Annotated in this window: 13 protein-coding genes and 1 pseudogene; 5 read left to right on the top strand and 9 right to left on the bottom strand. The window is 67.5% G+C overall.

Annotated elements, in window-relative coordinates:
• From ACFE87_RS13875 to ACFE87_RS13865, 3 genes are all read right to left on the bottom strand, one after another.
• Nucleotides 1-1,214, bottom strand: a 1,214-nt coding sequence (locus tag ACFE87_RS13875) for a replication-associated recombination protein A (protein WP_375460231.1), incomplete at its 3' end; no start/stop codon positions are given.
• Nucleotides 1,215-1,724: 510 nt separating this feature from the next.
• Complete coding sequence (locus ACFE87_RS13870) at nucleotides 1,725-3,155, bottom strand: Do family serine endopeptidase (protein WP_375460230.1); 1,431 nt, start codon at nucleotides 3,153-3,155, stop codon at nucleotides 1,725-1,727.
• 80 nt (nucleotides 3,156-3,235) lie between these two features.
• Nucleotides 3,236-4,480 (bottom strand): glycosyltransferase, encoded by a 1,245-nt coding sequence (locus ACFE87_RS13865; RefSeq protein WP_375460229.1) that lies wholly within the window; start codon nucleotides 4,478-4,480, stop codon nucleotides 3,236-3,238.
• Nucleotides 4,481-4,634: 154 nt separating this feature from the next.
• Here ACFE87_RS13865 and ACFE87_RS13860 point away from each other — a divergent pair.
• Nucleotides 4,635-4,871 (top strand): annotated as a pseudogene (locus tag ACFE87_RS13860) (BLUF domain-containing protein); the annotation flags it as partial.
• Nucleotides 4,872-5,158: 287 nt separating this feature from the next.
• Here ACFE87_RS13860 and rplQ read toward each other — a convergent pair.
• The 5 genes from rplQ to ACFE87_RS13835 form a co-directional block, all read right to left on the bottom strand.
• On the bottom strand, nucleotides 5,159-5,581 hold the full coding sequence (gene rplQ / locus ACFE87_RS13855; RefSeq protein ID WP_375460228.1) for a 50S ribosomal protein L17: 423 nt from the start codon (nucleotides 5,579-5,581) through the stop codon (nucleotides 5,159-5,161).
• Nucleotides 5,582-5,677: 96 nt separating this feature from the next.
• Nucleotides 5,678-6,694, bottom strand: a complete 1,017-nt coding sequence (locus ACFE87_RS13850; protein WP_375460227.1) for a DNA-directed RNA polymerase subunit alpha — start codon at nucleotides 6,692-6,694, stop codon at nucleotides 5,678-5,680.
• A gap of 108 nt (nucleotides 6,695-6,802) precedes the next feature.
• Nucleotides 6,803-7,192, bottom strand: coding sequence for a 30S ribosomal protein S11 (rpsK, locus tag ACFE87_RS13845; protein ID WP_375460226.1), 390 nt, complete (start codon nucleotides 7,190-7,192; stop codon nucleotides 6,803-6,805).
• A gap of 188 nt (nucleotides 7,193-7,380) precedes the next feature.
• The gene (rpsM, locus tag ACFE87_RS13840; protein WP_375460225.1) at nucleotides 7,381-7,749 is read right to left on the bottom strand and encodes a 30S ribosomal protein S13; all 369 of its coding nucleotides are present in this window, start codon (nucleotides 7,747-7,749) and stop codon (nucleotides 7,381-7,383) included.
• A gap of 526 nt (nucleotides 7,750-8,275) precedes the next feature.
• Complete coding sequence (locus ACFE87_RS13835; RefSeq protein WP_375460224.1) at nucleotides 8,276-8,410, bottom strand: hypothetical protein; 135 nt, start codon at nucleotides 8,408-8,410, stop codon at nucleotides 8,276-8,278.
• Between the two features lie 845 nt (nucleotides 8,411-9,255).
• On the opposite strand from ACFE87_RS13835, the gene ACFE87_RS13830 reads away from it, so the two are divergent.
• Complete coding sequence (locus ACFE87_RS13830) at nucleotides 9,256-9,672, top strand: DEAD/DEAH box helicase (protein ID WP_375460223.1); 417 nt, start codon at nucleotides 9,256-9,258, stop codon at nucleotides 9,670-9,672.
• Between the two features lie 3 nt (nucleotides 9,673-9,675).
• Entirely contained in the window at nucleotides 9,676-10,080 is a 405-nt protein-coding gene (locus tag ACFE87_RS13825; RefSeq protein WP_375460222.1) for a hypothetical protein, read from the top strand.
• A gap of 15 nt (nucleotides 10,081-10,095) precedes the next feature.
• Here ACFE87_RS13825 and ACFE87_RS13820 read toward each other — a convergent pair whose 3' ends face one another.
• Nucleotides 10,096-10,380, bottom strand: coding sequence for a hypothetical protein (locus ACFE87_RS13820; RefSeq protein WP_375460221.1), 285 nt, complete (start codon nucleotides 10,378-10,380; stop codon nucleotides 10,096-10,098).
• A 125-nt stretch (nucleotides 10,381-10,505) separates the two neighbouring features.
• Between ACFE87_RS13820 and ACFE87_RS13815 the strand changes: the two genes are divergently transcribed.
• Nucleotides 10,506-11,450, top strand: coding sequence for a polyprenyl synthetase family protein (locus ACFE87_RS13815; protein WP_375460220.1), 945 nt, complete (start codon nucleotides 10,506-10,508; stop codon nucleotides 11,448-11,450).
• 81 nt (nucleotides 11,451-11,531) lie between these two features.
• Nucleotides 11,532-13,460, top strand: a complete 1,929-nt coding sequence (gene dxs, locus ACFE87_RS13810) for a 1-deoxy-D-xylulose-5-phosphate synthase (protein ID WP_375460219.1) — start codon at nucleotides 11,532-11,534, stop codon at nucleotides 13,458-13,460.
• Nucleotides 13,461-13,465: the final 5 nt, after the last annotated feature.

Genomic DNA, 13,465 nt, shown 5'->3' with positions numbered 1-13,465 from the left:
TGCCGCCCGAGCTTGTCCGGCCAGTAATCCTGGCCCGAGAAGGCGTCCGGCTCGTCGTGGTCGTAGCGGTAGCTGGCTCCGTAACCGACGCTCTTCATCAGCTTCGTCGGGGCGTTCAGGATCGTCTTCGGCGGCATCAGGGAGCCATGCTCCTTGGCGCTCGCGGTCGCCTCCTTGAAGGCCGTGTAGAGCGCGTTCGATTTTGGAGCGGTGGCGAGATAGACGGCCACCTGCGCCAGCGCCAGCTCGCCCTCCGGTGATCCGAGAAAGTCGTAGGCATCCTTGGCCGCGTTCGCGACGACGAGGGCCTGCGGGTCGGCCATGCCGATATCCTCGAGCGCAGCCCGAACGAGCCGCCTGGCGATGAAGAGCCTGTCCTCGCCGGCATCCAGCATGCGGGCGAGATAATAGAGCGCCGCGTCCGGGTCCGAGCCGCGGATGGTTTTGTGGAGCGCGGAGATCAGGTTGTAATGCCCCTCCTGCGCCTTGTCGTAGATCGGCGCCCGCCGCTGAACGATCTCCTGCAGGGCCTCCTGATCGAAGACCTCCCCGGGCTTCGCGGAACGCCACACCTCCTCGGCAAGGGTCAGCGCGGCGCGGCCGTCCCCGTCCGCCATCCGGGCGAGGGAGGCGCGCGCAGTCTCGTCGAGCGGAAGCGCCCTCCCCTCCGTCGCTTCCGCTCGGGCGAGGAGCTGGGTGATCGCGGCCTCGTCGAGCGCGCGGAAGATCATCACGCGCGCTCGGGACAAGAGCGCGGCGTTCAGCTCGAATGACGGGTTTTCGGTCGTCGCCCCGACCAGCGTGACGGTGCCGTTCTCCATCACCGGCAGGAAAGCATCGAGCTGGGCGCGGTTGAAGCGATGGATCTCGTCCACGAACAGCATGGTGCCCTGCCCGGTCGACCGCCGCCCACGCGCAGCCTCGAACAGCTTCTTCAGGTCCGCCACGCCGGAGAAGATGGCCGAGATCTGCTCGAAATAGAGCGATGTTTGTCCGGCGAGGAGACGGGCGACCGTGGTCTTGCCGGTGCCTGGCGGACCCCAGAAGACGAGTGAACCCATCGAGCCGGCCTCGATCAGGCGGGTGAGCGCACCTTGCGCACCCACTAGGTGGTCTTGGCCCACGACCTCGGCGAGCAGGGTCGGCCGGAGCCGGTCCGCGAGCGGCCGCGCCACGTCCTCCTCCAATCCGGCGCTGCTGAAGAGATCCGTCATGTCGCCCCGCGGTCGCAGCTTTCGTCGAACCGCGGTACCCGACCTTAACGTCGTTCCTCAACCTTCCGCTCAAGTTCTCCGGCGATACTCGGGCCCGAACAGGTCGGTCCGCATGCCTCGCCTCACACTCGCTTTCGCCTTTTTCGCGCTGGCCGCCGGCACCTTGGCTGCAGAGGCCCGGCCCCGCTTCCGCCTCGGGACGTCCCCGAAGCCTCCACCAGTTCCCGCCGCGTCGACCCGGGCACCGGGCAGGGAGCCTAGCACCGGCTCCTACCGTCCTGGCTTCGTCGTCCTGCCGGGAGCCCGTAGCCCGATTTCGAGCACCTCGCGGCCCGACCTGCCGACCGGATCCGTCGTGCCGGCTCTGGTGACGCCGGCGGTCGCGACTCAGGGCGCACCGAAGGAACATGCCAGGCCGTCACGGGACCCCTGCCCCTCCAGCCAGTTGTTCGGCACCGGGGTAGGCTTCTGTGCGGTGGACTAGGCCTCGATCAGAATCACAGGCCGCGCTCAACCACCGAACACGCTCGTCAGCGTCTGGCCACCACGGTTGATCGTCACCTGCCAAACGTTCGCACCTGCCCTGACGGTCCTGTCCAGGTCCTTGGTGGAGGCAAGCCGGTCGTTGTTGATCGCCAGCACGATGTCGTTCTTCTGAAGGCCTACGCGCTCGGCCGTACTGCCCTCCTCCACGTCCGCCACGACCACACCGTCGGAGATGTCGAGACGCATCTCGTCCGCGACCGCGGGCGAGATGTTCACGAAGGTCGCGCCCGTGAACGGGGTGCGGCCTCGCGGTGCGACCGGCTCCCGGGCCGGGATCTCGGGCGGTCCCTGGAGGCGGACCATCAGGGTCCGACGCACGCTGCCGCGGTTGATCCCGAGCGGCGTCTCGCCCGAGATCCCCCTCAGCGCGAAGCGCCAGCCGAAGGCATCCGGATCGTCGATGGCGCGGCCATCAACCTCCAGGATCACGTCGCCTCGTTTCAGACCCGCGACGTCGGCCGGGCTCTTGTCACGGACCGCAACGACGAGCGCCCCTGAAGGCGGGTCGAGGCCGAGCCCTTCGGCGATGTCGGCACTGACCCGCTGCAGCGAGGCCCCGAGCCAGGGCCGCTGCATCGTCTTCGCGCCGGCCTTCGCGGAGGCCACGACCGCCTTCACCATGTTGGCCGGGATGGCGAAGCCGATTCCGACGCTGCCGCCCGATTGCGAATAGATCGCCGAGTTGACCCCCACGAGCCGCCCGCGCATGTCGACCAAGCCGCCACCCGAATTGCCGGGATTAATGGCAGCGTCGGTCTGGATGAAATAGCCGTAATCGGTGACGCCGACATTCGTGCGCGCGAGGCCCGACACGATCCCCTGAGTAACGGTCTGGCCGACGCCAAAGGGGTTGCCGATCGCGAGAACCAAGTCGCCGACCTCGAGCCCATCGGCGTCGCCGATCTCGATCGCCCTGTACTTGCCGGCTCCCTTGAGCCTAAGGACCGCGAGATCGGCGCGCGGGTCGCGGAGCAGGATCTCGGCCTCGACCTCGCGCCGATCGTTCAGCGCGACCTTCACCTCGGTCATGTTCTCGATGACATGGTGGTTCGTGACGACGAGCCCCGACGCGTCGACAATGACCCCCGAACCCAGCGACCTCTGGGTGCGATCCGGCGCCATGTTGGGCGCCTGCTCCCCGAAGAAGCGGCGGAAGAACTCGTCCATCACGGCCCTGCGGCGGTTCTTCTCCACTCGCGCCCCATAGACGTTGACGACGGAGGCCGTGACGCCGCGCACCACGGGCGCGAAGGAGAGCTGAACGTCCGTCGCGCTCCCCGGTACCGTACGGGCCGTTTCCACGGCCCGGTTCTCCTGTCTGGCAGGTGCCTGTGCTGCCGCGATCCCGGGGATGGCCAGGATCAGCGCCGCAAGGGCATATCGCGGAAGTCGCATGGCTTGATCCGATCGAGGGCGCGCGCTCAAGGCGATATATGATCTTTGACGGAATCCTGGAAAGGGGCCGTGCCGCGGCGTCAGGTTGAGGCCGCCCAGCTCTGAGAAATCGCTGGCCGACCGGCGAGCATCCCGTCGTAGAGACGGATCAGTTTCCGAGCGTGCGAATCAGGATCGAGCGGTGCCGCCCAATATCGCTCGTGGGCCAGACGACCCATCCGGGCGACCAACTCGTCGTCGCGGAGTAACCGGAACGCGGCCGCGAGCGCCTCGATGGAGGGTTCGACGACGAACCCCGTCGCCCCGTCAGCCACCTTCTCGGCCGCGCCCGAACGCCCGGACGCGACCACCGGGACGCCGGCCGCAAGCGATTCGTAGATCGTGAGAGGGCCTGTCTCGTACCAGCGCGAAGGGGCTGACACGGCCCGGATGCCGCCTCGAAGCAACGCATCCACCTCTTCACGCGACCGCCAGCCCAGGAGAATCGCGTCGGGGTTCAGGCGGCGGATCTCGGCCTCTGCCGGCCCTTCGCCGACGAAGAGGACCGGCATGCCGGCGTCCCGTCCGGCCGCGGCCACGAGATCGGCCCCCTTCTCCCGCGTGAGACGACCGAGGAAGGCGATCCGGGCATCCGGCGCAATCGCGGCCGCCTCTCGGCGCTCCGCCTCGACGGGGTTGTCGATCCGGTGCTGAACGAGCCCCCGAGGCAGGAACGGCACGATCGTATCCCGGCCACGGTCGGAGACATGCACCACATCGAGCCGGGCCTCGCGAATTGCCGATCGGGTGGCTGCGGTCCGGAGGACCCGGATGGCCTTGTGCAGGGAGGAACGCGGATCGCAGGGAGCTGCGAGGCAGGCCGACGATAGCGGGACCAGGCCACAAGGCTCGCCCTCGTCGAAGCGGTAATAGACGCCGTTCGGACAGGCCATGAAGTAGTCGTGCAGCGTCACGGCGGCAGGATGGGACTGACCCAGCAGGACGGGCAGGACCGAGGGCGAGAGCGAGCGCGTCCATTGGTGGAGGTGCAAGATCGTCGGCCCACTCGGCAATCTCGCGAGCGCCTCCCCGAGGCGCCGGGCTGCCAGACGATTCCAGATACCGGCGAGGGCAGCCTTCCGTCCGGGCAGCGTCCAGACGTCGGCGAGCCCGAGCGAGACGACGTCGATGCCGGCCTCCTGCAGCCGCGGATCCACCGGGGCCGCGATGCCGTGGACGTAGGTGACGGCCATCCCGAGCCGGGCAAGCGCCAGAGCCGAGAGGATGGCGACCGCCTGCGCCCCGCCTGACGGCTCCGCGAAGTCGGCCAGGATCACGACGCGCATGGACCCTCCGTGCTCGCGCCGCAGATTAGCGCGAGGAACCTTTCCAGACCCTCGAGCCTGAAGCTGCCGCAAACCGAGACGTTCGGCCCGCCGATTTCGGGTTTAGCGGCCCCTTAACACGGTTCGGGAACACTTGCCCGAGCGGGAGCATCCTATGGCCCTAACTCAGATCGTGTATTTCAGCCGCAACAAGGCCGCTGAATCGGGCGAGCGGGCGCAATTGGAACTGCTTCGGTCCGTCCTGTCCTCGTCGCAACGCAACAATGCCCGAAACGGGATCACGGGATTTCTGCTGTTCGACCGAACCCGGTTCTTCCAGATCCTGGAAGGTGAGCGTGGGCCTGTGCTCGCGACCTATGAACGGATCCAGAAGGACCGGCGCCACGGCGACGTGACCCTGATGGCCCTCCGGGACGCGAAATCACGCGCCTTCTCGACCTGGTCGATGGGCGGCGCCGTGCGCAACATCGACCAGGACGAGATTTTCTGCGGCACGGCATCTCGGGCCCACTTGACCCGTCCCGGGTTACGGCTCCGACGCTCGTCGCCCTCGGCATGGACCTGCAGGATCACCAGACGGCGCAGCGACTGTGCGCCACCAAAGCGGCGGCCTGAGCCGGCACCGCCGACGCGCTCAGGTCAGGCGGAGCGACCGAGGCCGTTCCGCCGGGTCTCAGGTCAGCCGGCGGCCTCGTCGGACTGGACTGTCTGCACCGGACCGGAATCCAGCCCTTTCGCATTCACGTCGCGGTCGACGAATTCGATCACGGCCATCGGGGCGTTGTCGCCCTGCCGGAAGCCCGCCTTCAACACGCGGAGATACCCGCCCGGACGCGCCTTGTAACGGGGCCCGAGCACGTCGAAGAGTTTCTTGGTCATCGCCAGATCGCGAAGGTCCGACATGACGTTGCGGCGGGCATGAAGGTCGCCGCGCTTGGCGAGCGTCACCATCTTTTCGACGACGGGACGCAGGTCCTTCGCCTTCGGCAGCGTCGTGATGATCTGCTCATGCTTGATGAGAGCGGCCGACATGTTGGCGAACATCGCCTTGCGGTGCTCAGTCGTGCGGTTGAACCGCCGACCCCGGAATCCGTGACGCATCTGGCTCTCCTGTGTTTACGGCCGCCGTGCCAAGGTACGGCCGTCCTTTGTGGTTCTGCGTCCGCCTCTCCCCGCTAGCGGGAAGAAGAGAGGGCGTCAGTAATGCTCCTCGAAGCGCTTCGCGAGGTCGTCGATATTCTCCGGCGGCCAGCCCGGCACTTCCATGCCGAGATGAAGCCCCATGCCGGCGAGCACTTCCTTGATCTCGTTCAAGGACTTGCGGCCGAAATTCGGGGTCCGCAGCATCTCGCCCTCGGACTTCTGGATGAGGTCGCCGATATAGACGATGTTGTCGTTCTTCAGGCAGTTCGCCGAGCGGACCGAGAGTTCGAGCTCGTCGACCTTCTTGAGGAGCGCGGGGTTGAACGGCAGCTGCGGCGCAAGCGTCTGCGCCTCCTCGCGGCGGGGCTCCTCGAAATTCACGAAGACCGAGAGCTGGTCCTGGATGATGCGGGCCGCATAGGCGACCGCGTCTTCCGGAGTGACCGCGCCGTTGGTCTCGACGACCATCGTCAGCTTGTCCTTGTCGAGATCCTGGCCCTCGCGCGTATTCTCAACCCTGTAGGACACCTTGCGAACCGGCGAGAACAGGCTGTCGACCGGGATCAGGCCGATCGGCGCGTCCTCGGGGCGATTGCGCTCCGACGGGACGTAGCCCTTGCCGGACGTGACCGTGAACTCCATCCGGATCTCGGCCGCCTCGTCCAGCGTGCAGAGCACGAGTTCGGGGTTCAGGATCTGGATGTCGCCCGTGGTGTTGATGTCGCCTGCCGTGACCGTGCCCGGGCCGGTCTTGCGAAGCGTCAGGCGCTTCGACGTGTCGCCCGTCATCCGGATCGCGATCGTCTTCACGTTGAGGACGATATCGGTCACGTCCTCGCGGACGCCCGGGATCGAGGAGAATTCGTGCAGGACGCCGTCGATATGGACCGCGGTCACGGCCGCGCCCTGGAGCGACGACAGCAGCACTCTCCGGAGCGCGTTGCCGAGCGTCGTCCCGAAACCGCGCTCGAGCGGCCCGGCGACCATCGTGGCCGTACGCTTCGGGTCATCGCCCGCCGAGATCTGCAGCTTGTCGGGTCTCGTCAGTTCTTTCCAGTTTTTCTGTATCACGGGCCTACCCCTAGGACGGCGGATGCGGGGCCGCGATTCGCACCGCACCCCGCCCTCTCGCATTGGACATTCATGAGCCGGCCGAGCGTGGCCGCCTCTGCGAAGACGTCAGACGCGACGCCGCTTTTTCGGACGGCACCCGTTATGCGGGATGGGCGTGACGTCTCTGATCGAAGTGACCGTGAAGCCGGTCGCCTGCAGCGCGCGAAGAGCCGATTCACGGCCGGAGCCCGGACCCGACACCTCGACCTCGAGGGTCCGCATGCCATGCTCAGAAGCCTTGCGGGCCGCATCCTCCGCCGCGACCTGCGCGGCGTAGGGCGTCGATTTCCGTGAGCCCTTGAAGCCCATCGATCCAGCCGACGACCAGGAGATCGTGTTCCCCTGCGCGTCCGTGATCGTGATCATCGTGTTGTTGAAGGAGGCGTGCACATGGGCGACGCCGGAAACAATGTTCTTGCGCTCCCGGCGCTTCACGCGTGTTGCTTCTTTGGCCATGTCCTGATCCTTCAAGCGCGCCCGTCATACCAGGCGCTCGGGATGTTGAGGTGATCGGTCGAAAGGTATTCGACCCGGTGTCGTGCCGGACTTTGCCCGACCATTCCGATCAGCGCGGCACGGCACTGGATCGGGTCCCTCGGGTCAAGCCCGAGGGTGAGTCCGCGGCGCGCAAAGCGCGCCCAGGCTCACTTCTTCTTGCCGGCGATCGGCTTCGACTTGCCCTTGCGGGTACGTGCGTTCGTGTGAGTCCGCTGGCCGCGGACCGGGAGGTTCCGGCGATGGCGGAGGCCCCGGTAGGAGCCGAGGTCCATCAAACGCTTGATGTTCATCGACACTTCGCGGCGAAGATCACCCTCGACCTGGTAGTCGCGGTCGATCGTCTCGCGGATCTGAAGGACCTCGTGGTCGGTCAGCTGGTTCACGCGGCGCTCTGCCGGGATCGCGACCTTCTCGACGATTTCCTCAGCCTTCTTGGCCCCGATGCCGTGGATATACTGAAGCGCGATCACGACGCGCTTGTTGGTCGGGATGTTGACGCCTGCGATACGGGCCACGTCCACCTCTCCTCGGCCGGGACTGCTCGCCGCCGGACCTGTTGAACTTGCTGAAATCGGCCCAATCAACACGAAGAGCGCGACGACACTCCGGGCCGGAGCATCGCGCGGTCGCATGAGATGGCTCGATTGACGTTCGGCATGTACGGATTCGGGCCCGTCGAGTCAACGATAGTTCCGCTCGGCCGCTACGAGCGGGACCCGCCGAGGGCAGGTAACGGACCTGTGACGCTTCCATGAAGCCAGTGAGCCCTTGGCCGGGAACCGGGATGCAACGGCTCTGTTCACCGCACCGCTCACCATTGTCTTGCGTCAGATGCTCGCCGATGCCCCTGCCCCAGCGTTCCCGTCGTCCTCGCCCCGCCGCGCTCCAGGAGGAGGTGCAAGCGCCGCAGACCGAGGAGGCACTTGCCGTAGCTCTGCTCGGGATGGCTCGCCAGGCGGGTCCGGCAGGGCTTCTCTACATCGCCGGCAGCGAGAGCCGCCTCGATGCGCTGTGGTTCTCGCAGCGCGCGCATATGCCCGCTCAGAGGCCTTCGCCGAGCAGGACCGCGAAGCTTACGAGAGCCGAGTCAGATTCGACCGCGGGCAGGTACGCCCGCTGCCACCGGATCAGCTCTACCTTGGGCCCGACGAGCTCGCTCAACTCCTCGACGAGCACCGGGTGATCCGGTTCACAGAGGGGGAAGAAGAGGGCGCCTCGGAGATCCCTGCCTTCGCGCTAGCCCCCTAGACCGGGCGACGAGCTGCGCGCATTTGTCGCCGGTTAATGCGAAGCCGGACGCCGCGTGGTCGTCGCCGGACCGGCAGACCCGAACCATGACGCAGTCGCCCGGCGCATTGAAGGCGGCTGGCGGGGCGCGCATCATCGCAGCCGATCATTAGGACAAAGTGGCCTCGTCGCCCGCCGGGACCATCCTGACCATGGCCCTGCCCCTCGGTCAGGGCTTCCGCGCCGACGGGACGTCACCGTCATCACGCTCGCCGATGTGATCGGCAGCCGCGCCGGATCCGTGCTTGCCCCTCCGTCAGACGGGCTGCCGGCCGGAGATTTCGGCGAAACCAGCGAGCGTTTCCACCTCGGCGATGCCGTGATCCATCTCGAACACGGGGTCGGATGCTTCGCGGGATCGAGACCGTCGAGACTCCCGGTGCGGAAGCCGCCAATACGATTCGCCTCGAATACGCGGGCGGTGAAATCCTCATGGTTCCCGTCGAGGACATCGAATCAATGTGGCGGTGCGGCACCCTGAGGGAGGGCGTTTCGCTGGCCCGCCTCGGCAGCGATTCCTGGCCGAAGCGCCGGGCCAAAGCGGAAGTCGAGATCGGGGGCGCCGCGGCCTTCCTCGCCCGCCTGACCTCCGCGATCCGGGCACGCGAGGCGCCTCGCCTCGTGCCTCCCCGGCGGGATTACGAGCGTTTCGTCGCTCGATTTCCTATGCCGGAACCCACGGCCAGTTCGCAGCCGCTTCCGATATCCTGCGCGACCTCGCCTCCGGCCGGATCATGGATAGGCTCGTCTGCGGCGACGTCGTTTTCGGCAAGACGGAAGTTGCCTCGCGAGCGGCGGCAGCCGTCGTGCTCGGCGGTCGCCAGGTGGCCGTTGCAGCGCCCCCGACGGTGCTCGTCCGGCAGCATCTCGAGACCTTCCGGAGACGCTTCGCCGATCTCGGCATCGACGTCGCCCACCTCTCGCGCCTGGTCAGCCCGGCAGAGGCCCGGGAGGTCAGGGGCGGCTCCCGTCTGGAAGTATCACCGCCTCCTCGTCGCTGGGGCGATCCTGGACCGGCCCCGGTTCGACGCCGTCGCGGCGGTTCTCGATGCCCTTGCGCGCCGAGCCTTCGATCTCCTTGCGGACAGGCCGGCCCGCATGGCTTAAGGACCCGACGCCCGGCCGAGGACAGCCCGGCCCGCAAGGACTGATCCATGACGCGATGGTTTCGGCTCGCTCTCGCCGGCCCTTGTCTCGCCGCCCTCGTCGGCTGCTCGTTCGACACCGCAACCTACACGCTCGACCGCTACGGGCTGACCAAGGGCGTGAACGTCACGCTGCGATGCCGCGACACCTACGAGGTGTATGACCGCCCGGAGGCCGCGTCGCTGATCGTGATCACCAACGTTCTGAACGAAACCCTGGCGGCATGCGTCGACAACGGGCCTCCCCTGGCTGAACGCCAGCGCGAAGTTGCCCGCATCTTCCTCGACGAGAAGACGAACCGGCCGCTCTGCACCATTGTCGGCGAGACCCCTCTCACGGCGGTGCACCGGGAGTTCAGCTACCGGTGCCCGGCGGATCCCGCGGCCCAGTCTCCGCGGCCGTCGCGCAACTGAGAAGGCGGCGCGGGTTCAGCAGCCGCGGCAGATGCTTCGGGTGACCTTCAGCATCCGGGCCTCCCGGCGCCGATCGCGCTCCTCCGATGCCCGGATGGCGCTGTCGTCGCGGCCGGACGGTCCTGCGGCCGCGGCCGCCGGTGCCGTGGCCTTGGGTGCCGCCTTCGCGGCCGGTGCGGGCCCGGCGGATGGCGCGCGGTCGTTGACAGGGCTCGGCGAGGGGCGTCGTTCGGCGGCCAGGGCTGCCTGACCGACCAGACAGACCGTCGCCGCGATGGCAAACCCGAATGCGATGCGCATGAAGCCTCTCGAACCGGACCCAGACCTTCGGGCAGCCGATGACAGGGCCATACCACGGACCCGGCTGCCACGCTCCACGGAGTTGACCCCGTTTGCCGGATCGGCAAAGCCGCAGTTTCGCGAGGATGTCCGTTTCCGTGAGCCACGACGAGTTCCGCCGCCGCCTCGACCTGACAGCACAGGGGGTCGAGGACCTGCTCGACCGCCTGCTCGAGCCAGATCCGCTCCCGGGTGAGATCATCCGCCCCGGCCGGCTGCTCGAGGCCATGCGCTACGCCATGCTCGGCGGCGGCAAGCGCCTCCGGCCCCATCTCGTGGTGGAGGCCGCCCGGCTCTTCGGGCGAGAGGACCAAGGCGTGCTGCGGGCCGCCGCCGCGATCGAATGCGTCCACGGCTACAGCCTTGTCCACGACGACCTTCCGGCGATGGACGACGACGAGCTTCGCCGCGGCAAGCCGACCGTGCACCGCGCCTTCGACGAGGCGACCGCGATCCTGGCCGGCGACGCGCTCATCACGCTGGCCTTCGACATGCTCGCGGACGAGGCGACCGACCCCGATCCGGCTGTCCGCATCGCGCTCACGCTGTCGCTCGCCCGCTCCTCTGGGATCGGCGGGATGGCGGGAGGGCAGATGCTCGACCTCGAGGCCGAAGGCCGTTTCGCATCCCATGGCCGCCCGCTCCGGGGCGACGAGGCGGACACGCTCCGCCTCCAGGCGATGAAGACCGGTGCCATCTTGGTCGCCTGCCTGGAGATGGGCGCGATCGTCGGCCGGGCCGACGACGAGGCCAAACGGGCGCTCTCGGCCTACGGCCGCGCCATCGGGCAGGCTTTCCAGATCGCCGATGATCTGCTCGACGCGGAGGGCGAAGCCGGACTGGTCGGGAAGGCGACCGGCAAGGATGCCGCCCGCGGCAAAGCGACCCTCGTGTCACTGCTCGGGATCGAGACGGCCCGCGCTCGTCTGTCGCGCCTCGTGGACGAGGCGCAGGGGGCGCTTCAGCCCTTTGGTCCGCGAGCGGACACGTTGCGGGAGACGGCGTCCTTCGTGGCCGCGCGCCGAAGCTGAGGGCGCCGTAAACCTCGCCTGCGGTTTTCGGTTCTCTTTTGGGTCAAAACGGTGCAGGAGAGCCTGGAACGAGATCAAGAAATGGCGAGTGCCGCGTTGCCCATAACGACTCCGCTCCTCGACACGATCGATACACCCGAAGACCTCCGGCGGTTGTCGGAGTCGCAACTCGCGACCCTGGTCGACGAACTGCGCTCCGAGACCATCGACGCCGTATCCGTGACAGGTGGTCATCTCGGGGCGGGGCTCGGCGTTGTCGAGCTGACCGCTGCGCTGCATTACGTGTTCGACACGCCGCGTGACCGGATCATCTGGGATGTCGGGCATCAGGCCTATCCCCACAAGATCCTCACCGGACGCCGCTCGCGGATCCGGACGCTGCGCCAGGGCGGCGGGCTGTCGGGCTTCACCAAGCGGTCCGAGAGTGAATACGACCCCTTCGGCGCCGCGCATTCCTCGACCTCGATCTCGGCCGGGCTCGGCATGGCGGTGGCAAGAGACCTCGAGGGTGGCACGAACAATGTCGTAGCCGTGATCGGTGACGGCTCCATGTCGGCCGGCATGGCCTATGAGGCGATGAACAATGCCGGGCATCTGAAGAGCCGGCTGATCGTCATCCTGAACGACAACGACATGTCCATCGCGCCGCCGACCGGCGCCATGTCGGCCTATCTCGCCCGCCTCGTCTCCGGGAAGACCTACCGCTCGCTGCGCGAGGTCGCGAAACACCTGGCCGAGAAACTGCCGAAATTCCTGCACGACAAGGCCCTGAAGGCAGAAGAATACGCCCGTGGCTTCGTCACCGGCGGGACCATGTTCGAGGAGCTCGGCTTCTACTACGTCGGCCCGATCGACGGGCACAATCTCGACCACCTTCTCCCCGTGCTGAAGAACGTACGGGATGCGAAAAGCGGCCCGATCCTCGTCCACGTCGTGACACAGAAGGGCAAGGGCTATGCGCCGGCCGAGGCATCGGCCGACAAGTATCACGGCGTCGTGCCCTTCGACGTGATCACCGGCACCCAGGCCAAGGCCAAGGCCAATGCGCCGGCCTACACCAAGGTCTTTGCCGAGAGCCTCGCCAAGGAAGCTCGCGCCGACGACCGCATCGTCGCGATCACGGCCGCGATGCCGTCCGGGACCGGTCTCGACCACTTCGCCAAGGAATTCCCGAACCGCACGTTCGATGTCGGCATCGCCGAGCAGCATGCCGTGACCTTCGCGGCCGGCATGGCGACCGAGGGCCTGAAGCCGTTCTGCGCCATCTATTCGACCTTCCTGCAGCGCGCCTACGACCAGGTCGTCCACGACGTCGCTCTGCAAAAGCTGCCGGTGCGGTTCGCACTCGACCGGGCCGGGCTCGTCGGCGCCGACGGCGCCACCCATGCCGGCTCGTTCGACGTCGCCTATCTCGGCTGCCTGCCCGACATGGTCATCATGGCGGCGGCGGACGAGGCCGAGCTTTGCCACATGGTTGCGACGTCCGCGGCCTATGACGAAGGCCCGTCGGCCTTCCGCTTCCCTCGGGGTGAAGGCGTCGGGATCGAGATGCCGGAACGCGGCCGCGTGCTCCGCATCGGCGAGGGCCGGATCATCCGCGAAGGGACGCGCGTCGCGCTTCTGTCGCTCGGGACGCGGCTGGCCGAGGCGTCGAAGGCTGCCGAGGAGCTCGAGGCGCGCGGTCTATCGACCACTGTCGCCGACGCGCGCTTCGCGAAGCCGCTCGACGAGGCGATGATCCTCCGGCTCGCCCGCGAGCACGAGGTGTTGCTGACGATCGAGGAAGGCTCGGTCGGCGGCTTCGGCTCCTTCGTGCTGCACCTGCTGGCGGAGCGCGGAATGCTCGACCGCGGCCTGAAATTCCGCTCCCTCTTCCTGCCCGACCTCTTCCAGGACCATGACAAGCCCGACCGCATGTATGCGCAGGCGGCGCTCGATTCGGCGTCGATCGTGAAGCGTGTGTTCGAGATCCTGGGCCGCAACACCGGCGCGTTGAAGGCGCGCGCCTGACGGCC

Origin of the sequence: uncultured Enterovirga sp., assembly GCF_964242715.1 — a bacterium.
GTDB lineage: Bacteria > Pseudomonadota > Alphaproteobacteria > Rhizobiales > Beijerinckiaceae > Enterovirga.
Note: the sequence above shows the minus strand (reverse complement) of the source record. Positions and strands in the feature narration are given on the sequence as shown.